The sequence below is a fragment of the Nocardioides sp. genome, from assembly GCF_031422975.1.
Classification (GTDB): Bacteria; Actinomycetota; Actinomycetes; order Propionibacteriales; family Nocardioidaceae; genus Nocardioides.
This window is the reverse complement of sequence record NZ_JANPEO010000038.1, coordinates 1-20774: the sequence shown is the minus strand read 5'-3', so window position 1 is coordinate 20774 and position 20774 is coordinate 1. Positions and strand designations below refer to the sequence as shown.

At 70.3% G+C, this 20774-nt stretch carries 18 protein-coding genes and 3 pseudogenes; 11 read left to right on the top strand and 10 right to left on the bottom strand.

Going from position 1 to position 20774, the window contains the following annotated elements; all coding sequences use genetic code 11:
* A partial coding sequence (purD, locus tag RMO85_RS01355; RefSeq protein ID WP_310525973.1) for a phosphoribosylamine--glycine ligase occupies positions 1-1129 on the bottom strand: 1129 nt, incomplete at its 3' end.
* 99 nt (positions 1130-1228) lie between these two features.
* Positions 1229-2515: an adenylosuccinate synthase gene (locus tag RMO85_RS01350; protein WP_310525972.1), complete on the bottom strand. Its 1287-nt coding sequence runs from the start codon at positions 2513-2515 to the stop codon at positions 1229-1231.
* A 172-nt stretch (positions 2516-2687) separates the two neighbouring features.
* On the opposite strand from RMO85_RS01350, the gene RMO85_RS01345 reads away from it, so the two are divergent.
* Complete coding sequence (locus RMO85_RS01345; protein ID WP_310525970.1) at positions 2688-3602, top strand: YegS/Rv2252/BmrU family lipid kinase; 915 nt, start codon at positions 2688-2690, stop codon at positions 3600-3602.
* Between the two features lie 9 nt (positions 3603-3611).
* Here the strand turns inward: RMO85_RS01345 and RMO85_RS01340 are convergent, their stop codons facing one another.
* Positions 3612-4586, bottom strand: a complete 975-nt coding sequence (locus RMO85_RS01340) for a LuxR C-terminal-related transcriptional regulator (RefSeq protein WP_310525969.1) — start codon at positions 4584-4586, stop codon at positions 3612-3614.
* Between the two features lie 288 nt (positions 4587-4874).
* Between RMO85_RS01340 and lysS the strand changes: the two genes are divergently transcribed.
* A complete protein-coding gene (gene lysS, locus RMO85_RS01335; RefSeq protein WP_310525968.1) occupies positions 4875-6527 on the top strand; it encodes a lysine--tRNA ligase in 1653 nt (550 codons plus the stop codon).
* A 154-nt stretch (positions 6528-6681) separates the two neighbouring features.
* Here lysS and RMO85_RS01330 read toward each other — a convergent pair whose 3' ends face one another.
* Positions 6682-7710, bottom strand: coding sequence for a type IV toxin-antitoxin system AbiEi family antitoxin domain-containing protein (locus tag RMO85_RS01330; protein WP_310525966.1), 1029 nt, complete (start codon positions 7708-7710; stop codon positions 6682-6684).
* A gap of 261 nt (positions 7711-7971) precedes the next feature.
* Between RMO85_RS01330 and RMO85_RS01325 the strand changes: the two genes are divergently transcribed.
* The 4 genes from RMO85_RS01325 (at position 7972) to RMO85_RS01310 (ending at position 11985) form a co-directional block, all read left to right on the top strand.
* Positions 7972-8385: a DUF3151 domain-containing protein gene (locus RMO85_RS01325; RefSeq protein ID WP_310525965.1), complete on the top strand. Its 414-nt coding sequence runs from the start codon at positions 7972-7974 to the stop codon at positions 8383-8385.
* A gap of 116 nt (positions 8386-8501) precedes the next feature.
* Positions 8502-8708, top strand: a complete 207-nt coding sequence (locus RMO85_RS01320; protein WP_310525964.1) for a DUF3311 domain-containing protein — start codon at positions 8502-8504, stop codon at positions 8706-8708.
* Positions 8705-10432, top strand: coding sequence for a monocarboxylate uptake permease MctP (mctP, locus tag RMO85_RS01315; RefSeq protein ID WP_310525962.1), 1728 nt, complete (start codon positions 8705-8707; stop codon positions 10430-10432). Before RMO85_RS01320 ends, mctP begins: the two co-directional genes overlap by 4 nt.
* 77 nt (positions 10433-10509) lie before the next feature.
* Complete coding sequence (locus RMO85_RS01310; RefSeq protein WP_310525961.1) at positions 10510-11985, top strand: DHA2 family efflux MFS transporter permease subunit; 1476 nt, start codon at positions 10510-10512, stop codon at positions 11983-11985.
* Between the two features lie 15 nt (positions 11986-12000).
* On the opposite strand, the pseudogene fbaA reads toward RMO85_RS01310, so the two are convergent.
* Positions 12001-13038: pseudogene (gene fbaA / locus RMO85_RS01305) on the bottom strand (class II fructose-bisphosphate aldolase); the annotation flags it as partial.
* Positions 13039-13248: 210 nt separating this feature from the next.
* On the opposite strand from fbaA, the gene RMO85_RS01300 reads away from it, so the two are divergent.
* Positions 13249-13815, top strand: a complete 567-nt coding sequence (locus RMO85_RS01300) for a sigma-70 family RNA polymerase sigma factor (protein WP_310525960.1) — start codon at positions 13249-13251, stop codon at positions 13813-13815.
* 11 nt (positions 13816-13826) lie between these two features.
* Here RMO85_RS01300 and RMO85_RS01295 read toward each other — a convergent pair whose 3' ends face one another.
* Complete coding sequence (locus RMO85_RS01295; RefSeq protein WP_310525974.1) at positions 13827-14465, bottom strand: TrmH family RNA methyltransferase; 639 nt, start codon at positions 14463-14465, stop codon at positions 13827-13829.
* A 76-nt stretch (positions 14466-14541) separates the two neighbouring features.
* On the opposite strand from RMO85_RS01295, the gene RMO85_RS01290 reads away from it, so the two are divergent.
* Positions 14542-15285: a VTT domain-containing protein gene (locus RMO85_RS01290; RefSeq protein WP_310525959.1), complete on the top strand. Its 744-nt coding sequence runs from the start codon at positions 14542-14544 to the stop codon at positions 15283-15285.
* Between the two features lie 25 nt (positions 15286-15310).
* Here RMO85_RS01290 and pyrE read toward each other — a convergent pair whose 3' ends face one another.
* Positions 15311-15838, bottom strand: a complete 528-nt coding sequence (gene pyrE, locus RMO85_RS01285) for an orotate phosphoribosyltransferase (protein WP_310525958.1) — start codon at positions 15836-15838, stop codon at positions 15311-15313.
* A gap of 119 nt (positions 15839-15957) precedes the next feature.
* Here pyrE and RMO85_RS01280 point away from each other — a divergent pair.
* Positions 15958-16326, top strand: a pseudogene (locus RMO85_RS01280) (aminotransferase class I/II-fold pyridoxal phosphate-dependent enzyme); the annotation flags it as partial.
* Positions 16327-16414: 88 nt separating this feature from the next.
* Positions 16415-17146, top strand: coding sequence for an aminotransferase class I/II-fold pyridoxal phosphate-dependent enzyme (locus tag RMO85_RS01275; protein ID WP_310525956.1), 732 nt, complete (start codon positions 16415-16417; stop codon positions 17144-17146).
* 49 nt (positions 17147-17195) lie between these two features.
* On the opposite strand, the gene RMO85_RS01270 is transcribed toward RMO85_RS01275, so the two are convergent.
* Positions 17196-18203: a hypothetical protein gene (locus tag RMO85_RS01270; RefSeq protein ID WP_310525955.1), complete on the bottom strand. Its 1008-nt coding sequence runs from the start codon at positions 18201-18203 to the stop codon at positions 17196-17198.
* Positions 18204-18261: 58 nt separating this feature from the next.
* Entirely contained in the window at positions 18262-18975 is a 714-nt protein-coding gene (locus tag RMO85_RS01265) for a VC0807 family protein (RefSeq protein WP_310525954.1), read from the bottom strand.
* A 366-nt stretch (positions 18976-19341) separates the two neighbouring features.
* Here RMO85_RS01265 and RMO85_RS01260 point away from each other — a divergent pair, with 366 nt between their 5' ends.
* Positions 19342-20193 carry an NYN domain-containing protein gene (locus tag RMO85_RS01260; RefSeq protein WP_310525953.1) on the top strand — a complete coding sequence of 284 codons (852 nt, stop codon included), beginning with the start codon at positions 19342-19344 and terminating at the stop codon, positions 20191-20193.
* A 15-nt stretch (positions 20194-20208) separates the two neighbouring features.
* On the opposite strand, the pseudogene RMO85_RS01255 reads toward RMO85_RS01260, so the two are convergent.
* Positions 20209-20774: pseudogene (locus RMO85_RS01255) on the bottom strand (pyridine nucleotide-disulfide oxidoreductase); the annotation flags it as partial.

The window sequence follows — 20774 nt, the reverse complement described above, 5'->3', positions numbered from 1 at the left end:
CGCGGACGGCGAGCACGCGTCCACCTGCAGACACCAGCTCCCCGTCGGACCGAGCGGTCCCGGCGTGGATCACGTCGACGTCGATCTCCTCGGTCAGTGTCTCGGTGCCGACGATGACGTCGCCCCGAGACGACGACTCGGGATAGCCCGCACTCGCCATCACGACAGTGACCGAGGCGCCGGCGGCGAACGTCGGAGCGGGTACGGCGCCGAGGTCACCGTCGGCCGCGGCCTTCAGCAGGCCACCGAGCGGAGAGGTCAACAGGGCCAGCACGGGCTGGATGTCGGGATCGCCGAAGCGGCAGTTGAACTCGATCACCCGCGGCCCCTCGTCGGTCAGCGCGAGGCCGACGTAGAGGGTGCCGACGAACGGCGTGCCGCGTCGGTTCATCTCGTCGAGGGTCGGCTGCACCACGGTCGCGAGCACCTCGTCGGCCAGCCCCGCCGGCGCCCAGGGCAGGGGCGAGTAGGAGCCCATGCCGCCGGTGTTGGCGCCCTGCCCGCCGTCGAAGATCCGCTTGAAGTCCTGTGCCGGCTGCAGCACCCGCGCCTGCCGCCCGTCGCAGACCGCGAACAGCGAGATCTCCGGGCCGTCGAGGAACTCCTCGATCACCACCCGCTCGCAGGTCGCGGCGTGGGCCAGCGCCTCGTCCCGAGAAGTGGTGACGACAACGCCCTTGCCGGCAGCGAGCGCGTCATCCTTCACGACGTACGGCGCACCGAACTCGTCAAGGGCGGCCGCTGCCTCCGCCGGGGTGACGCAGACGCGCGACCCGGCGGTCGGCACGCCCGCCGCGGCCATCACGTCCTTGCTGAACGCCTTCGACCCCTCGAGCTTGGCCGCGGCGCCGGACGGACCGTAGACCGCGATCCCGGCGGCGCGGACCGCGTCGGCGACCCCCGCCACGAGCGGCGCCTCGGGGCCGACGACGACCAGGTCGATGCCGAGCGACGTGGCCAGGGCCGCGACCGCGGCCCCGTCCATCGGGTCGACCTCGTGCAACGAGGCGACCGCGGCGATGCCGGGGTTGCCCGGCGCCGCGTGCACCTCGGTGACTCCGGGATCGAGGGCCAGGGCCAGGGCCAGCGCGTGCTCGCGGCCTCCGGTGCCGATCACGAGAGTCTTCACGGGCGTCGATCCTACCGGCGGCGCAGGGCCTCCCCGAACCCGATCCTGCGGCTGGTCCGGCCGAGGTTGTGGCCATGGATCCGCGACAGCGAGTGAGGATCAGGCGTCGTGGACGACGAGGGTCTGCTCGCGACCCGGTCCGACACCGACGCCCCAGATCATCGCGCCGGAGATCTCCTCGAGCGCCTTGACATAGCCCTGGGCGTTCTTCGGCAGCTCCTCGAAGGTCCGACAGCCGGAGATGTCCTCCTGCCAGCCGTCGAAGTACTCGTAGATCGGCTTCGCGTGGTGGAACTCGGTCTGGGTCATCGGCATCTCCTCGACCCGCTCGCCGTCGATCTCGTAGGCCACGCAGACCGGGATCCGCTCCCAACTGTCGAGCACGTCGAGCTTGGTGAGGAAGAACTCGGTCAGGCCGTTGACGCGCGAGGAGTAGCGCGCAATCACCGCGTCGTACCACCCGCAACGGCGGGTGCGGCCGGTCGAGACACCGACCTCGCCACCGATCCGCTGCAGCTCGATGCCGTCGTTGTCGAACAGCTCGGTCGGGAAGGGGCCGGCACCGACGCGCGTGGTGTAGGCCTTGATCACGCCGATCACCCGGTCGATCCGGGTCGGGCCGATGCCGGCGCCGGTGCAGACGCCGCCGGCGATCGGGCTGGAGGACGTCACGAACGGGTAGGTGCCGTGGTCGACGTCGAGCATCGTTGCCTGGGCGCCCTCGAAGAGCACCGTCTTGCCGTCGTCGAGGGCTCGGTTGAGCAGGAGCGAGGTGTCGCAGACCATCGGGCGCAACCTGTCGACGTACGACAAGAGCTCCTCGACGACCACGTCGACCTCGATCGCGCGGCGGTTGTAGATCTTCGTCAACAGGTGGTTGCGGACGTCGAGGGCTGCCTCGACCTTCTCGTGCAGGATCTTCTCGTCGAAGAGGTCGGCGACGCGGACCCCCACGCGGTTGATCTTGTCGGCGTAGGCCGGACCGATGCCGCGACCGGTGGTGCCGATCTGGTTCTTGCCGAGGAAACGCTCGGTCACCTTGTCGATGGTCGCGTGGTAGCTCGCGATGATGTGCGCGTTGGCGCTGACCTTCAGCTCGGCCACGTCGACGCCGCGTGCGATCAGGCCGTCGAGCTCGCTGAAGAGCGCCTCCGGTGAGACGACGACGCCGTTGGCGATCACGCTGGTGGCGCCGGGCGTGAGGATCCCGCTCGGCAGCAGGTGCGTGGCGAACTTCTCGCCGTTGACCACGATCGTGTGGCCGGCGTTGTGGCCACCACTCGTGCGGACGACGAAGTCGATGGTGTCGGTGGTGGCGAGGAGGTCGGTCGCCTTGCCCTTGCCTTCATCGCCCCACTGGGCACCGAGTACGACGATCGCGGGCATCGCAGCCCTCCTGAGGTGAGACGGCATTGGAAACAAGGAAGCTCCGGCACAAGTGCACCGGAGCTCTTGCGACCACACGTTAGCGCACCGGGACGCTCCGCCTCACCGCCGCACGCATCCTGATTCGGCATTGGGCCCGGCTGGTCAAGTCGCGTCGGCTAATGTCCGCCGGATGGACCCGATGCTCGTGATCACCAACTCGGACGCAGGCACCGCCGACCAGCAGAACCTCGATCTGGCCCTGGCGATCATCCGCGAGTCCGCGTCGGTCGAGGTGGCCGCCACGCGCAACCCCGGCGAGCTCGACGGCGTGCTGCACCGCGCCGGCTCCCGCCGCATCGTGGTCGCCGGCGGGGACGGGAGCCTGCACGCCGTCGTCGCAGCACTCCACCGGCGCCACGAGCTGGACGGCAAGACCCTCGCCCTGCTGCCGCTGGGCACCGGCAACGACTTCGCGCGCGGCACCGGCATCCCGCTCGACATCCAGGACGCAGCCCGCCTGGTGTTGAAGGGTGAGCCGCGCAAGGTCGACCTGATCGTCGACGAGACCGGCGAGATCGTGGTCAACAACGTCCATGTCGGTGCGGGCGCGCAGGCCAGCCGCAAGGCGCACACCTGGAAGTCCCGCCTCGGCAGCATCGGTGTCGGCGGCCTCAACCTCGGCAAGCTCGGCTATCCGATCGGGGCCGTGCTCGCGGCCGTGAATCCGCCCAGCCACCGACTGCGCGTCGAGATCGACGGCCGGGTCGTCAACGACGTCGACCGGCCGGTGCTGATGGTCGCGGTCGGCAACGGCGCCAACGTCGGCGGCGGCACGGAGATCACGCCGGAGGCCGACCCCGAGGACGGCCTGCTGGACGTGATGATCGCCCGTGCCGTCACCCCCGGCGCCAAGCTCGGCTATGTCGCACACCTGCGCAAGGGCGAGCACCACGAACGGGACGACGTGCTCTACCTTCGCGGTCGCGAGGTCTCGGTGCGCGGCGAGGACTTCTGGGTCTCGGCCGACGGTGAGATCTACGGGCCCGAGCGGAGCCGCACCTGGCGGCTCGAGCCCGCGGCCTACACGATGGTGCTGCCCGGTTAGAGCCAGACTTCAGAGCCAACCGCGACGAGCGGCCTCGACGCCGGCCTGGAAGCGCGTGTCCACTCCGAGGTCGCTCATCAGCGCGGCGATCCGGCGGCGGACCGTGCGCAGGCTGATGTTGAGGGTCCGCGCGATCTGCTCGTCCTTCCCGCCCGCTGCGAGCTGGGCCAGCAGCAGGCGCCGGAGGTCGGGGCGAGCCTCGCCACGGTCGAGGGTGGTGACCGCGGTCGCCGAGTCCCACAGCTCGTCGAACCACGCCGTCAACACCTGGACGATGGCCTGCTGGCGGATCAGGATGCGGCGCTGGTTGCCCACCCCGAGGGGCTCGGGGAGCATCGCGCGCGTGGCGCCGATGATCGCCATCCGGGTCGGCACCTCGGGCAGGACGCGGATCTGCTCCCCGATCGCCGCCCGGCCGATCAGGATCGCCGGCGCTTCCTGCAGCACGCGGGCCGGATAGATCGCACGCACGCGGCGACCCGCCTGGACGGCGGTGTTGACCGCCAGGGCCATCTCGGACTCGCTGGGCAACCGCCACTGGTCCGGACGCAGGAAGCGCAGGTCCCCGGGGGACTCACCGATCCACGCGACCAGGATCTTGGGCACGTCGGCCTCGATGCTGATCTCGCCGTCGATGGCGGTCGAGTCGAGCTCCGGGGTGTCGCCGCCGAGCTCGGCAAGCACCGGAAGCGCGGCCGCGAGGCGGCTGAGCTGGGCGCCGACCTCGGCGACGGTGGCGGCCTGCCCGGCGACGTACCTCGAGACGGCGTCCACGGGCGAGGCAACGCTCAGGAGGTCGCCGTCGATGCGCACGATGTCGAGCTCGAGCAGAGGCGCGAGCTGCCGGACGAGTTCGTGGGGCGCGACGAACAGGGACGCGGCGAGCGCCTGCAGTGAGCCGCCCGATCCGGACAGGACCTGCCGATAGAGCTCGTCGATCCGGGCGGGCAATCCGAACGCGTCAGCGAGGGGGCGGCGACTCACAGTGGCATGTTAGTGCCACCGGCCATTTCAGGCCACGATCTGAGCGGCCGAGCACCGAGAATGGCGTGACGCGTCGACGTCCGGTGAATCGCGGGGGTGTGCCACTGGACGGGCCGACAGGCCGCGATGCGCAGGGCATCGGAGTCGCCGCAGGGTGACTCCGATGCCCTTGTCACGTGCCCGATAGCCTTCCGGTCGAGATCGGAACTCCGATCACACACGGACGAGCAGCGCGGGAGCACACGAGCCATGGCACGAGGCGGACGGTCCGGCGAACCCAGCGACTGGGTGACGCGCGCAGCGGACGATGCCGTCCGGCACGCGGGCGAGGGCAACCTCGTGACCGTCGCGTCCGGCGCCAGCCCGTCGGGTCCGATCCACCTGGGCAACCTGCGCGAGTTCCTCACCCCGCACTTCGTCGCCGAGGAGCTGCGGCGCCGCGGCATCGCCGTGCGCCACCTGCACTCGTGGGACGACTACGACCGCTTCCGCAAGGTGCCCGCCGGGGTCCCCGCCGAGTGGGCCGATCACCTGGGGCGCCCGCTCAGCGCCGTACCCGACCCGTGGGGATGCCACGACTCCTGGGCCGAGCACTTCAAGGCGCCGCTGCGCGCCTCGCTCGACGAGCTGGGCGTCCGCATGGACGAGATCAGCCAGACGCAGATGTATCAGGCCGGCACCTACCGCGAGCAGATCCTGCACGCCATCAGGCACCGCGACCGGATCGACGAGGTCCTCGGGCGCTACCGCACGAAGGCCGCGACCGCCGCAGAGACAGACGAGGAGGCCGCCGAGCTCGCCGCCTCGATCGCCAACGAGGACGAGCCGGCCGGGGCCGGCGAGCTGGCCCGCTTCCCCTACAAGCCGTGGTGCGAGCAGTGCGGCCGCGACACGACCGACGTGACGGCCTACGACGACGAGAGCACCGACCTCGCCTACACCTGCCGCATCTGCGGGTTCTCGGGTTCGACCAACGTCGCCAGCCAAGACGGCGGCAAGCTGGTGTGGAAGGTCGACTGGCCGATGCGGTGGGCCTGGGAGAAGGTCAACTTCGAGCCCGCCGGCCTCGACCACATGACGCCCGGCTCGAGCTATACCGTCGGCCAGGAGCTCGTCTCCTCGATCTTCGCCTGGCAGGCGCCCGCGCGCGTCACCTATGCGTTCGTCGGGATCGCCGGCATGCAGAAGATGTCGTCGTCGAGCGGCGGCGTCCCCACCCCTGCGGACGCACTCGCCATCCTCGAGGCCCCGATGGTGCGCTGGCTCTACACCCGTCGTGCGCCCAAGCAGGCCTTCACCATCGACTTCGGGCCCGAGGTGGTCCGCCTGTACGACGAGTGGGACGCGTTGCGCAAGAAGGCCGCCAACCCGGCCAAGCGCGATGCCCAGGTGCTCGCCTTCGAGCGCGCCTCCTCGACGGTCGCCGGCGGAACCCTGCCGGTGCCGGCGGTCGCTGTCCCGTTCCGGACGCTGTCGTCGATCGCCGACGTCACGGCCGGGTCGGCCGACCTGATCAGCCAGGTCGTCGAGCACGTCGGCTTCCCGCACACCTCCGTCGACGAGCTCGAGCCTCGCCTCGGCCGCGCGATGGCCTGGACGGCCTCGCTGCCCGCTTCCGAGCGCACGACGGTGCGTTCGACTCCTGACACCGCGCGACTCGCCGCGCTCAGCGAGGACGAGGAGCTGTGGCTGCGGATCTTCCTGGACCGGCTGCCCGCAGAGCTGGACCTCGATTCCGCGACGACGGTCGTCTACGGCGTACCCAAGGTTGCGCGCGGCCTCGGCTTCGACGACGCCCCGACCGACGAGGTCAAGGCGGACCAGAAGGAGTTCTTCACGCTGCTCTACAACCTGCTCGTCGACGCCGACCGCGGTCCGCGCCTGCCCACGCTGATCGTGGCGCTGGGCCACGACACCGTACGCACGCTCCTCGGCGCCTGACCTCCGTCGTCGCGCCGCCCTCCCCCACACATGTAACACGTCGTCCGGTGCTCTCCCGCGACGTAGCAACGACGTGGAAGAGCACCGGACAGCGTGTTACATGCGGGCTCACGGCATCGACAGCCCTCGGAGCGGAGGACCGACGCGGTCCGGGCTAACCAGCCTGGTGGCGAAACTCCTCGCGGATCCGCCGGGCATCCTCGACGAGCTCGGCAGGCAGCTGCTCGCCGTACCGCTGGCAGGTCGCGTCGAACTCGGCGCGGAGCCGCGCACGTGCCCGCGCGCGGTAAGGGTCCCAGAAGTCCTGCCACACGATCCGGCTGACGCCCAGCCCGCGGCTGGTCACGTCTCGCTCCCGCTTCTTCTCCCGCCAGATGACGTCGCCCGCCGGCTCCGTCGCGACACCGCCCTCCCCCTGGGCCGTGACCTTGATCCGGCCGTCGACCTCGAACAGGTGGCAGCCGATCCGCATGTCAGCCCAGCGCACGCCACTCGAGGTCCGGATCGGGAACTGTGTCTCCACGTCGCCGACTCCCAGCTCCTTAACCAGGACTCGCCCCAACGTCTCCGGCGCGGACTCGGCCCCTCGGTCCGCGTCATCGATGACGACACGGCAGATCGAGACACCCGGCCAGCAGCGCATCGACTCCGTGGCCTCACGCAGTGATGCGCGCGAGTGCCCCAGCCGCAGGGCCGCGTCAGCCGCGACCAGCCCGGCCGCATAGCCGTGCGTTCGCGCCAGATCGGCCACAGTGCGCGGAACGGCCAGCGCCTCGAGGTGTCCCAGCGGAACAACCTCCTCGGCGGCGTACGGCGCACCGTGATGCCTCACGGCGTACCGCGTGTGAGACCCCACGACCCCGACACGGGTTACGTGGACCTCGCTCTCGCGGACGTCGATCAGCGGAAGGCCGTGCAGGACCGCGGCAGAGTCGTGACTGAACACGTGGTCCATCGTGACCGCGAGATGAGCGGCCCGGATCCTGGCGAGTGGCCGCTCTCGCCACTCGTCGGCGGCGTCCCAGAGCTCTGCAGTCGAGTAGATGCCACGGCGTACGGCGACCAGCTCGCCGCCGCGGACCAGAGCCGTGATCGCACGCGGGTCGACCCCCGCGGCGCGCAGGTCTCGCGCCCTGGCGAGACCGCCGCCCTCGGCGATGCGGGCGATGATGCGCGTGTCCATGATCCGAGGGTCGAGGCAGGCATCGACGTTGCGCGGTCCACTCATCGGTGCGCTGTGGATCACCGGGCGCGGGGGGTGGTTGTGGGCGCTTTGCGGCCCGCCGGCGGGCGTGCCACTCGCGCCCCATCACATGTAACACGTCGTCCGGTGCTCTTCCGCGACGTAGCAACGACGTGGAAGAGCACCGGACAGCGTGTTACATGCGGCGCGGACCGGAGGCACCCCGCCCAGAGGAGCGCGGCATGCGCCTAGGCTGCGCCCATGAATCACCTCGACCTGATGGCCGGCCCCCCGCCCACCCACCTGCCCGTGGACCCCGCTGCCGCCGAGCTCGCAGGGGGCGAGGCCCCCGCTGCCGTCGTACGCCGCCACCCGGAGTCCCCCGCTGCGTGGGCCGGACTCGCGGAGCACGCGAAGGCCGAGGGCGCCGACGACGTGACCGTCTACGCCTACTCCCGCGTCGGCTACCACCGCTCGCTGGACAACCTTCGCCGCAACGGCTGGAAGGGCCACGGCCCGGTCCCGTGGGAGCACGAGCCCAACCGCGGCTTCCTGCAGTGCCTGGCCCTGCTGGCGCTCAGTGCCCGCGCGATCGGCGAGAGCGCCGAGTGGGAGCGGTGCTCGGAGTTCCTGCGCGACTCCAGCCCGGCGGCGTACGACGCGCTCCTGGGCTGACCTCACCCCGGGTGACCCGGGTCACACTGTCGGGGTACCGTGCCGGAATGACTCTCGGCACAGAAAATACTCGACCGCGCCCTGAAGACGGCCCCCCTCCGACCAGGAAGGGGTTGATGGTCGCGGCCGGTGTGCTGCTCGCCATCCCGGTCGTCGCGCTGATGGCAGTGCCGACCTACGCGCGAGTGGAGCCGGAGCTCTTCGGCTTCCCGTTCTTCTTCTGGTACCAGTTCCTCTGGGTGTTCCTCTGCTCCGCGCTGACCTACACCGCCTACCGCCTGACGTTGGCCGCGCGCAAGCCCGCCAAGGGTGATGACCGATGAGCGCCGCGGTGCTGCCGATGGCAGCGAACACCGGCATCAACGGCGTCGCGCTGGGCGTGCTCATCGCGCTGTTCGGCATCGTCACCGTCGCCGGCTTCATGGCATCGCGCTTCAAGCGCGGTGACGGGCTCGAGTCGCTCGACGAGTGGGGTCTGGGTGGTCGAAAGTTCGGCACCTGGATCACCTGGTTCCTACTCGGCGGCGACCTCTACACGGCTTACACCTTCGTCGCCGTACCCGCGGCGATGTTCGCGACCGGAGCAGTGGCCGGCTTCTTCGCCGTGCCCTACACGATCATTCTCTACCCGATCATCTTCATCTTCATGGCGCGGCTGTGGTCGGTGAGCCACCGCCACGGCTACGTCACCACGGCCGACTTCGTTCGCGGGAGGTACGACTCCAGGTCGCTGTCGCTCGCGGTCGCGGTGACCGGGTTCGTCGCGACGATGCCCTACATCGCCCTGCAGCTCGTCGGCATCCAGGCGGTGCTCGAGGTGGCCGGACTCGGGGGCGGCGACAACGTCCTGGCCAAGGACCTGCCGCTGTTCATCGCGTTCGCGCTGCTCGCGGCCTTCACCTACTCCAGCGGCCTGCGGGCGCCCGCGGTGATCGCGTTCGTCAAGGACATCTTGATCTACCTCGTCATCATCGTCGCGGTCATCTACCTGCCCGGCCAGGTCGGCGGCTGGGACGCGATCTTCGGCGCGGCGCAGGACAAGATGGACGCCAACAACGCGGCGGCCGTCGAGGCCGGCCTGAAGCCGAGCTCGTCGTTCGTCCCCGGCTCCGGGGCCTTCTGGGCCTACGCCACCCTGGCCCTCGGCTCTGCGATGGCGCTGTTCATGTATCCGCACTCGGTCACGGCGTCGCTGTCGTCGAACTCGCGCAACACCGTGCGGCGCAACGCCGCCTTACTGCCGGCGTACTCCTTCGTGCTGGGTCTGCTGGCCCTGCTGGGCTGGGTCGCCATCGCGGCCGGCACGCAGCCGATCGGGCTCGACGGCGAGCCCAACGCCCAGCTCGTCATCCCGCAGCTGTTCGAGGACATGTTCCCGTCCTGGTTCACCGGCGTCGCCTTCGCGGCGATCGCGATCGGCGCGCTCGTGCCGGCCGCGATCATGTCGATCGCCGCGGCCAACACGTTCACCCGCAACATCTACAAGGAGTGGCTCAAGAAGGACGCCACCCCCGCACAGGAGGCGAAGGTCTCCAAGCTGATGTCGTTGGTCGTCAAGGCCTTCGCGCTGGTCTTCGTGCTGACCCTCGACAAGCAGAACGCGATCAACTTCCAGCTGCTCGGCGGGATCTGGATCATGCAGACCTTCCCGGCGGTGGTGTTCAGCCTCTTCACGCGCTGGTTCCACCGCTACGGCCTGCTGCTGGGCTGGGCGGTCGCCATGGTCTACGGCACCGTGATGGCCTACCAGGTCATCAACCCCGTGACGGGCAACCACTTCGGTGGCTCGACGGCGTTGATCCCGGGTCTCGAGGAGATGGGCTACATCGCGGTCACGGCGTTCGTGATCAACGTGGTGCTCGCCGTGGTGGTGAGTGCGATCCTCAACGCGCTGAAGGTGTCCAACGGCAAGGACGAGACGATCGAGTTCGACTACTTCGCCGAGGCGGACGACCCGCGGGTGGTCAAGGACCTCACGGCCCACGCCACGCGCCAGGAGCCGTACGGCGACCCGGACGGCGTCGCGGGCAACGCCGGAGCTCGCTAGCGCCTCGCCGTACGCCGACCGTCCGTGCCCCCACCCCGATCCGGTGGCGGCACGGACGGACCGTGTTCACTGGGTGGGTGAGCGCCGAGACCATCCCTGTGAACCCGCACCAGACCAACCCGTGGCCGGCCCTGTGGGCGCTGTGCCTGGGGTTCTTCATGATCCTGGTCGACACCACCATCGTGACGGTCGCGACGCCGGCGATCATCGACGACTTCGGGGCGGACGTGAACACCGTGGTCTGGGTGACGAGCGCCTACCTGCTCGCCTACGCCGTCCCGGTGCTGATCACCGGCCGACTCGGGGACCGCTTCGGCCCGCGTCGGCTCTACCTCATCGGGCTGGCGATCTTCACAGCCGCCTCGCTGTGGTGCGGCCTCACCAGCACCATCGAGGGACTCATCGTCGCCCGGGTGTTCCAGGGCCTCGGCGCCAGCCTGATGACCCCGCAGACGATGGCGGTGATCACCCGGATCTTCCCGATGGAGCGCCGCGGTGCGGCCATGTCGCTGTGGGGCGCGACGGCCGGCGTCGCGACGCTGGTCGGTCCGATCGCGGGCGGTCTGCTGGTGGACTCGCTCGGCTGGGAGTGGATCTTCTTCATCAACGTGCCCGTGGGCATCCTCGCGATGGTGCTCGCCTGGCGGCTGGTGCCCACCCTCGACACCCGCAGCCACAGCTTCGACTGGCTGGGCGTCCTGCTGAGCGGGGCCGGCATGTTCCTGCTGGTCTTCGGGCTGCAGGAGGGCCACCAGTTCGACTGGGCCACCATCGCCGGGCCGATCACCGTGTGGCGGCTGATCATCGCCGGGCTGGTGCTGATCGCGGTCTTCATCTGGTGGCAGGCACACAACCGCCGCGAGCCGCTGATGCCGTTGGGACTCTTCGCCGACCGCAACTTCTCGCTGGCCAACCTCTCCATCGCGACCGTGAGCTTCGCCTTCACCGCGATGGGCTTCCCGCTCATGCTGTACGCCCAGCTCGTCCGCGGCTACAGCCCCACCCAGGCCGGGCTGCTGCTCGCGCCGATGGCGCCGGTCTCGATCCTGGCCGCCCGCCGGGTCGGCTCGCTCACCGACCGGGTGCACCCGCGCGTGCTGACGGTCTTCGGGTTCGCCACGCTGATCGCAGCCATGGTCGGGCTGGCTCTCGCCGTACGACCCGAGACACCGCTCTGGGTGCTGCTGGTCGCGCTCGGCGTGCTCGGCCTCGGCAGCTCGTTCCTGTGGGCACCGCTGTCGGCGACGGCCAACCGCAACCTGCCGATGCACCAGGCCGGGGCTGGTGCCGGCGTCTACAACGCCAACCGCCAGGTGGGTGCCGTGCTCGGTTCGGCCGCGATCGCCGTGCTCATCGACGCACGCCTGGCCGCGCAGGGGCTCGGCTCGAGCCCGGCGGGCGCAGGGACGGCGAGCGGCGCGATGCCGCCCGCCGTCCTCGACGCGTTCAGTGAGGCCATGGGCCAGTCACTGCTCCTGGTGCCGTGCGTTCTCGTCGTGGGCCTGCTGGCTGCCCTGGCGCTCGAACGTCCCCGGCACTTCGCGAGGCACTGAGGGGCCTACGCCGGGTCAGCCGCCGAGCGACGTGCCGGCCGAGCGCAGGTTCTCGCAGGCCTCGACGATGCGCGCCGCCATCCCGGCCTCGGCAGCCTTGCCCCACGCGCGAGGGTCGTAGGCCTTCTTGCTGCCCACCTCGCCGTCGACCTTCAAGACGCCGTCGTAGTTCTTGAGCATGTGGCCCACGACCGGTCGGGTGAAGGCGTACTGGGTGTCGGTGTCGACGTTCATCTTGATCACGCCGAAGTCGACCGCGGCGGCGATCTCCTCGGGGGTCGAGCCCGATCCGCCGTGGAAGACCAGGTCGAACGGCTTGGCGCCGGAGGCCAGACCCAGCTCGGCGGCGACCGCGGCCTGCGCCTCGCGAAGGATCTCGGGGCGGAGCTTGACGTTGCCAGGCTTGTAGACACCGTGCACGTTGCCGAAGGTCAGCGCGGCCAGGTAGCGGCCGTTCTCACCCGAGCCCAGTGCGCGCACGGTGGCGAGCGCGTCCTCGGGGGTCGTGTAGAGCTGCTCGTTGATCTCCGCGACGACACCGTCCTCCTCGCCACCGACGACGCCGATCTCGACCTCGAGGATGATCTTGGCGGCCACGCACTTCTCGAGCAGCTCCTGCGCGATGAGGAGGTTCTCCTCCAGCGGCACCGCGGAGCCGTCCCACATGTGCGACTGGAACAGCGGGTTCTCCCCGCGGGCCACCCGCTCGGCCGAGATGGCGAGCAGCGGGCGGACGAACCCGTCGAGCTTGTCCTTGGGGCAGTGGTCGGTGTGCAGCCCGATGTTGACCGGGTAGCTCTTGGCGACCTCGGCGGCGTAGGCGGCGAGGGCGACCGAGCCGGTCACCATGTTCTTCACGCTCGGGCCGGAGAGGTATTCCGCGCCGCCCGTCGAGACCTGGATGATGCCGTCGGAACCGGCGTCGGCGAAGCCCTGCAGGGCCGCGTTGAGGGTCTGGGACGACGAGACGTTGATGGCCGGGTAGGCGAAGGACTTCTCCTTCGCGGCGTCCAGCATCTGCGCGTAGACCTCGGGGGTGGCGATGGGCATGGCGGACTCCTGAAGAAGGCGTTCAACTTGTCGCCCCGACCCTAGTGGCTACCGGTGAGTCAGCGAATGCGCGCCGAAGCCAGGACCACGACGCGAGACCCGGTGGTCTGGTCCACCTCCAGGTTCACCCAAGGTCCGATGCAACCAAATGGCTCTTCACCGCGTCAACATGACTGAGGACGCGGCCACGGGGGGCGCGAAGGGGGACGGGCCATGACCACCAGCATCGACTGGGTGCACGAGATCGACGCCTCTCTCGAGGGTGTCGACCAGCCGCCCGCGGCATACGTCGCCGTCCCGCGCCTCCACCGCTGGCGGCGCCAGCCGCCGCCCGGTCAGGCGTTCTCCGTCTACGCCGCCGAGCACGGCCCGCACGTACGCCGCCTGGCGCACGCCATCTGCTGCGACTGGGCGCAGGCCGAGGCGCTCGTGCTGGTGACGTTCACCCGGCTCTACGAATCCTGGCACCGCATCCACGAGACGGAGGCCGCCGACGCTTTCGTCTACCGCTCACTGGCCCGTGCGGGCGTCACCGACTCCCCCACGCCACGCAGCTGCAACGCCCACGGCGACGACTACCCGATCGAGGACGAGTCGCTGCTCTTCGACGGCCTCCAGTCCCTGACGGCGATCCAGCGCAAGGCGCTCGTGCTCTACGACTGGCTCGACCTGCCGGTCGCCGAGGTCGCCGACGCCATCGGCATCAGTCCCGATCTCGTGCTCCTGCACGCCGCTCGGGGCCGCTCGGCGCTCAACTTCCTGCTGCCCGAGTCGGCCTGACCTCGGCGCGGTCAGCCGCGCCAGGCGTCGTCGGCCGACAGGTCGGCGTACTCCCGGATCCACGAGTGCATGGCGATCGCCGCGGCGGAGCTGGCGTTGATCGAGCGGGTCGAGCCGAACTGGGCGATCGAGAACGTCCCGTCGCACTCCGATCGCGCGGCCTCGGAGAGTCCCGGCCCCTCCTGCCCGAAGAGGAAGCAGACGTCGCGCGGCAGCGCCATCGTCTCGAGGTGCTCGCTCCCCGGCAGGTTGTCGATGCCCAGGAGGCGGACCCCGACGGAGTGGAGGTAGGCCGCCAGGTCGGCAGGCGTCGGGTGGTGACGCACGTGCTGGTAGCGATCGGTGACCATCGCGCCGCGACGGTTCCAGCGGCGGTTGCCGACGATGTGGATCTCCGCGGCGAGGAAGGCGTTGGCGGTGCGCACGATGGTGCCGATGTTGAAGTCGTGCTGCCAGTTCTCGATCGCGACGTGGAAGGAGTGCCGGCGGGTGTCGAGATCGGCAACGATGGCGGCCATCGTCCAGTAGCGGTAGCGGTCGACGACGTTGCGCCGATCGCCCTCGCGCAGCAGTTCGGCGTCGTACTGCTGCCCCTGCGGCCAGGCGCCCTGCCACGGGCCGAGCCCGACCTCCGCCGGGCCGTGCGGCATCGGGTCGTACGGCGCCCGCCCCTGCTGCTCATCCACGACTCAACCCTATGGGGCTCCCGCGGTTAGGCTGGTCTGCGTGACCGTGCTCCTGGATCTCCAGCCCCTCCTGCTCGGGATGGACTGGATGGATCCCACCTGGCTCCTCGACCAGTTCGGGCAGACCCTCTTCTGGCTCAGCCTGGCCTTCATCTTCGTCGAGTGCGGGATGTTCTTCCCGTTCCTGCCCGGTGACACGCTGCTCTTCGCGATGGGGCTCTTCATCTCCGGCGACAAGATCTCCATCCTGCCCGGGCACCACTCGCTGGACCTGCTGCTCGCGCTGGTGCTGTTCACGATCGCCGCCATCGGCGGCAACGTCTCCGGCTACGAGATCGGTCGCAAGATCGGGCCGCCGCTCTATCAGCGCGACGGCCGCATCCTCAAGCGGAAGTACTTCGACCAGACGACCACGTTCTTCGACAAGCACGGCAACAAGGCACTGGTCATCGGCCGCTTCGTGCCGTTCGTCCGGACCTACATCACGGTGGTCGCGGGCGTGACGCGCATGGACCGGCGCCGCTTCTTCCTCTGGAGCCTGGTCGGCGCGGTCGCGTGGGTCGTGTCGATCACCCTGCTCGGCTACTTCCTCGGCGCGGCCTTCCCGTGGCTCGGCGAGAACATCGACTACGCCATCATCGCGATCCTGCTGTTCTCCGTCGTCCCGATCGCATGGGAGTGGTGGCGGCACCGGCGCTCCCCGGCCGCCACGTCCGGGGACACCGGCCAGCACCCGGATGCCCTCGACGTCCTGAGCCAGAAGTCCGACCCCCCAGTGAACTGATCCCCGCCGGCGCCGTCGGGGATGCTCAGCGCTGGGCGGCGTCCAGCTGGGCGCGGGTGAGCACGGGACGGATCTCGAGCCCGACGTCGACGAGCGGGTTCTCCCCGGCGGGTGAGCGGTCGATCGCGCAGACGACGGTGTCGACGATCGCGCCCGCTGCGCGCAGGGCGTTGGTCGCGTCGCGGACCGCTCCGCCGGTGGTGATGACGTCCTCGATGATCGTCACCCGTCGACCGGCCACGTCCGGACCCTCCGCGAGCTTGCAGGTGCCGTACTCCTTGGCGCTCTTGCGCACGAACAGCGCCGGCGTCCCGGTCTTCGCGCTCACCATCGTCGCGATCGGGATGCCGCCCATCTCGAGGCCACCGAGAAGGTCGGTGTCCTCGGGCAGCAGCGCGAGCATCTGCGTCGCGACGCGGCCGAGCAGGGCCGGGTCGGCCTCGAAGAGGTACTTGTCGAAGTAGGTGTCGGCGACCTGCCCCGACCGGAGGGTGAACTGCCCCGTCAGTCGGCACAGAGCGTCGATGTCAGCGGCAAGGGTCGGGTCGGACATGGCTGCGAGCCTATCCGGGCCCGGGCGCGACAGCTGCCCCGAGGCGACGAGCCCAAGGCCCGCGCGAAGCCTCCTCACTCGCCCGAGCCGGCCGGGGTCCTCCCACTACCCTCGATGCCATGCCTCACGACCGGCACAGCCACGCCCAGCGGGTCCGCTCGATTCCGCCGACGATCTTCTCCGAGATGTCGGCGCTGGCCGCGCGGACAGGTGCGATCAATCTCGGCCAGGGCTTCCCCGACGCCGACGGCCCGCCGTCGGTCATCGCCTCCGCCGTCGCCGCGCTGGAGCACGGCGCCAACCAGTACGCACCCGGCATCGGCGTCCCCGCGCTCCGGCAGGCGATCGCCCGCCACCAGCAGCGCCACTACGGGCTCGAGCTCGACCCCGATCGCGAGGTCGTCGTCACCACCGGTTGCACCGAGGGCATCGCCGCGGCGCTATTGGGATTGATCGATCCGGGTGATGAGGTGGTGGTGCTCGAGCCCTACTACGACTCCTACCTCGCGATGATCGAGATGTGCGGCGCCGTACGCCGGCCGGTGACCCCTGCGAGCGCCGGACTTCCGGCTCGACGTGGAGGCCCTGCGCAACGCCATCGGGGCACGGACCCGCGCCATCCTTCTCAACACTCCGCACAACCCGACCGGCACCGTCCTGACGCGCACCGAGCTGCGGGCCGTCGCCGACCTGGCCATCGAGCACGACCTGATCGTGATCACCGACGAGGTCTACGAGCACCTCGTCTTCGACGACGCCGAGTCCGCTGACGGGCACATCCCACTCGCGACACTGCCAGGGATGTGGGAGCGGACGCTGACGCTGTCGAGCGCAGGCAAGAGCTATTCGTTCACCGGCTGGAAGGTCGGCTGGGCGACCGGTCCGGCCGACCTCGTCTCCGCGGTCCTGTCGGCGAAGCAGTGGCTGACCTTCACGTCGGGGTCACCGTTGCAGCCAGCCGTGGCACACGCGCTCGACCACGAGCCGGAGTTCCCCGCTTCGCTCGCGCGCTCGCTCCGGTCACGACGCGACCTGCTCATCGGCGGCCTCGCCGCCGCAGGACTGCCGGCGCGCGTGCCCGAGGGGACCTACTTCGCGACCACCGACATCAGCCACCTCGGCTGGGAGGACGGGCGGTCCTTCTGTCTCGCACTACCCGAGCTGGCGGGCGTCGTGGCGATCCCCAACCAGGTGTTCTACGACGACCAGGACGCGGGCCGGCACCTCGTGCGGTGGGCGTTCTGCAAGGAGCCGGACGTCATCGCCGAGGGGGTGCGCCGACTGGCGGTCTCCGAGCTGGCGCGCTGACCTGCCAGGAGGCTTCGGGTCCCTGCGCGTGGGTGCGGCGACGCGATCCTCAACGCGGGGCGGTGAGCCACGCGCGGACCTCGGGGCGCCGCAGGCAGCTCACGGTGGCGATCGCGGCGACAGCCGGGATCAGCGCCACCGGCGAGGCCAGCGTCGCGATCACGCCGAAGAGGGCGGTGACGGCAGCGCAGATCAGCAGCCCCTGGGCCGCCCACACCCGGCGACGTGCGAGGAAGACGGCGAGCACCACCGCCAGCGCTGACCAGGCCACGGCCAGTCCGCCGGTGACGTACGCCGTGTTCACGAGCAGTGCGTCGCTGACTCCCTGGTCCGCCAGGTCGGGGTTCTGCCGGCGCACCTCGTCGAGGACGAGGTCGGGCTGTGCGGCGAGCAGCGCGAGGCTCACGAGGGTCATCACCAAGACGAGGCCCGCGAACACGACGGTGAGCACCACGGCCACGGTCACCGGGGCGGGGCGGTCAGTCTGGTCGGCGGGGGCCGCGGACCAGCCGGCGGCCGACGCGTTGGTGGCCAGGGGCGGCCTCAGCTGGCCCGGGGCCGCCTGGCCGCTCAGCGTCTGGACGTCGACGTCGCGACGGGACCGGCCCACCTTGACAGGCTCGGGGATCGGCAGTCCGGCAAACCACTCGCGCGACGGCGAGAGCCACAGCATCGCCGTGGCCACCGCGACCAACGAGGACATGAAGCCGCCGGCCACGAGGCCGGTGACGAAGATGGGCACAGCGAGCACGGACAGCGCGACGCGCGCCTGCCTGCTGCGTTGCAGCACCTGCCAGCCCAGCGCGACAGCGGCGACGGAGCTGAGTGCCGCGACGACCGCGATCGCGTGCAGCAACTGGATCATCGTCTCGAAGGAGAGGCCCAGGCCATTGCCAGGCGGGTCAGCCAGGAACTTCTCGATCATCTCGCGGGTCTCGATCGAGCGGAGTCGGGACACGGTGTCCGCGACGGAGAGCACGACGAAAGTGGCGGCCAGCATCACCATCGCGCCGGCCATGGTGGTCTGGCGCGGTCGGGCGGCAGTCTTGGTGCTCACCTGCTCATTCCACCATCGAGGTGGTTGAACACCCGCGTCGCATCGAGGTTGCCGTCGTTCAGCCGGTGACGCGCACGGGGACCGGGACCAGACGGGTCGAACCCATCAGCCCTTCCTTGCGCGCGACGAGGGCCGCCAGACCGATCGTCGCGAAGGCGGCCATGAGGTTGATCGCCAGCATGGAGACGCTCTTCACCAGCACGAACGTCTCCAGCGACTGCGACTGCAGCAGCCACAACGTCATGCTCGCCTTCGCCAGCCCGAGCACCGCCCACAGCACCGTCAGGTGCCAGAAGAGACGCCGGATCCGTGGGCGCGCCGCGAGCTCGTGGTCCATGGGGTAGAAGTCGCCCGCGAGCCGCGCCACCATCGGACGGGCGCTGGCCAGCGACAGCAGGAACAGGCCGGCCACGGCGCCGTCACTGATGACAGGTTGCAGGAAGTAGAGCCACGTGCTGTCCGCCACGACCGAGAGCAGGGTTCGGCCGGTCAGGAGGATCGCGGCCAGGATCAGCAGGCCGGACGTACGCCGACCGGTCACTGCCCGCCAGGCGATGGCGCCGTAGGACCACACCAGCGCGGCGACGATCGCGGTCCACACTCCTGCGAGCACGAAGACGCCGTAGAAGACGACCGCGGGGATCACCACCGCGATCAGCAGGCTCAGCGAGACGCGCGTGGTCACGGCCGTCAGACTCGGACGGTGCGGTGCCGCCCCGACCGGGTCAGGGGTGGCGGGCGTGAGCGTCGTCAGCGTGACGAGAGAAGCCAAGAGGAGCCGATCCTGCCGGCACCAGCGCGCCGGGCGTGAGTGTCTGTCACCGCGAAATGACGGCGTGAGATCGACGTCTGCGGGTTCCTCGGCGGTGTCAGTGTACGCCGCATGCCGCGGCCGCACCTGGTCTTCGACGTGGTCCGACCCGGCCGGGGGGCTGCGGATCCCGGCGTCCGGTCAGGCACCAGGCACGGATCACCTCGGCCGGCCAATGGTCTAGCCAGCACAGTAAAGGTCCTGCCGTTCGGCCACGGGCCACCGCGAGCGGACTCAGGGTTGATCGGACAGATACCTCCGGGGGGATGGTGCATGAGATACATGAGAAACGCTGGCGAGTGGCCCGAGGCCACACGGATCGGCGCCATGGGCCTTGGCAAGGGACTCGGTCTCGGGCCCGAACTGCCCAAGCAGCGCCTGGCCGTCGCCGAGGAGGATCCGGGCGCCGAGCCCTCCGACTTCTCGCTCGCCTCGCTCGTGCGGCAGTGGATGGTCACGTCCGACGCCGTCGAGAGGCGAGGCCGACCCGAAGGCGACGACTCACCCATCAGACCGACGTGGACGCCGCCCAAGGAGGACGTCGCGTACCACGAGGAAGGCATCGACCCGGTGGTGAAGCACTCCTCGAGTCCGGGCCCGGCGGCCCCGGTCGACCCGGCGGACCCACTGGACCAGGCAGGCCCAGACACCGAGGCCTCGCCCGAGGTGCTTCGCCCCGCCCTGCCCCGGCGTCGTCGGCAGCCGCAACCGGGGCCCACGCGCCGGATGGCGGTGCTGATCGACGCGGAGACCACGCCGCCGGAGTCGGCGGGTGCGCTGTTCGACGCGCTGGCGGACCAAGGCATCGTCAGCGTCTGCCGCGCCTACGCCGACTGGACGTCACCCGGGGTCCGGGGGTGGTGGACCGCGCCGCTGCGCCAGCACGGAATCCAGCCACACCACCACTTCGGCCACGCCCAGGACCAGCGCGCGCTGGTGGCACTGACCATCGATGCCGTGGACCTGGCCCGCGAGTCCGCCGTGGACACGGTGACCATCGTCGGTGACCTCGTCCCCCTCCAACCGCTCGTGGTGCGGCTCAACGCAGCCGGCCTGCAGGTCCTCGCGTTCGGCACCACGCCGACCCCGCACGACGTGAGGTCGCTGTGCCACGGGTTCGTCGACCTGTCGTCACCGGAGGATCCGGGCACCGTCCCCGGCGGCAGACACCGCGCGTAGCGGGGAACCGACGTCTCAGCCGGCGCTCAGCTGCGCCAGCCTCTCCAACGCCGGGCGCGTGTGGGTGGCCAGCCGTTCGCGTGCGCTGGCCAACGCCGCGGAAGGCGGGTAGCCGGGCGGGACGCGCGAAGGGTTCAGCGCCACCCCGTTCGACCACTCCGCGATGTCGCGCTCGGCCGAGAAGGACATCGCAGCGCGGGTGCCGAGGACATTCATGCCAGCCCATTGCGACATCGAGTTGCCGTAGTGCGACGGCGGGCAGAGGCGGTTCTTCTCGCCGTCGTCGGTGCGGGTCGCCTCGACGTACCCGACCAGAGCCGCCCCGAAGCACGGGAAGCCGGCCCTGATCGGCTGCAGGGTGATGTCGTCAGGACGCCACACGGGAACCAACGGCGGGTACTTCAGACCGTCGGCCGCGCAGTGCACGACCAGGGCATCGCTGGCGACCCCGAGCGAACCGTCGGCGAACGTGAGCCGGCCACGATCCACGGACACGATGTGGCCGCGGCGCACGACGTTGTCCACCGCACGCAGCTGCTCGAGCTCCCAGGTCCCCAGCGTGGGTGTCTTGGCCATCGTCG

Excerpts from the sequence above, each read along its gene's own strand:
- RMO85_RS01350 (WP_310525972.1), bottom strand. The coding sequence starts at position 2,515 with ATGCCCGCGATCGTCGTACTCGGTGCCCAGTGGGGCGATGAAGGCAAG.
- RMO85_RS01345 (WP_310525970.1), top strand. The coding sequence starts at position 2,688 with ATGGACCCGATGCTCGTGATCACCAACTCGGACGCAGGCACCGCCGAC.
- RMO85_RS01330 (WP_310525966.1), bottom strand. The coding sequence starts at position 7,710 with ATGGACACGCGCATCATCGCCCGCATCGCCGAGGGCGGCGGTCTCGCC.
- RMO85_RS01325 (WP_310525965.1), top strand. The coding sequence starts at position 7,972 with ATGAATCACCTCGACCTGATGGCCGGCCCCCCGCCCACCCACCTGCCC.
- RMO85_RS01320 (WP_310525964.1), top strand. The coding sequence starts at position 8,502 with ATGGTCGCGGCCGGTGTGCTGCTCGCCATCCCGGTCGTCGCGCTGATG.
- mctP (WP_310525962.1), top strand. The coding sequence starts at position 8,705 with ATGAGCGCCGCGGTGCTGCCGATGGCAGCGAACACCGGCATCAACGGC.
- RMO85_RS01300 (WP_310525960.1), top strand. The coding sequence starts at position 13,249 with ATGACCACCAGCATCGACTGGGTGCACGAGATCGACGCCTCTCTCGAG.
- RMO85_RS01295 (WP_310525974.1), bottom strand. The coding sequence starts at position 14,465 with ATGCCGCACGGCCCGGCGGAGGTCGGGCTCGGCCCGTGGCAGGGCGCC.
- pyrE (WP_310525958.1), bottom strand. The coding sequence starts at position 15,838 with ATGTCCGACCCGACCCTTGCCGCTGACATCGACGCTCTGTGCCGACTG.
- RMO85_RS01260 (WP_310525953.1), top strand. The coding sequence starts at position 19,342 with ATGGGCCTTGGCAAGGGACTCGGTCTCGGGCCCGAACTGCCCAAGCAG.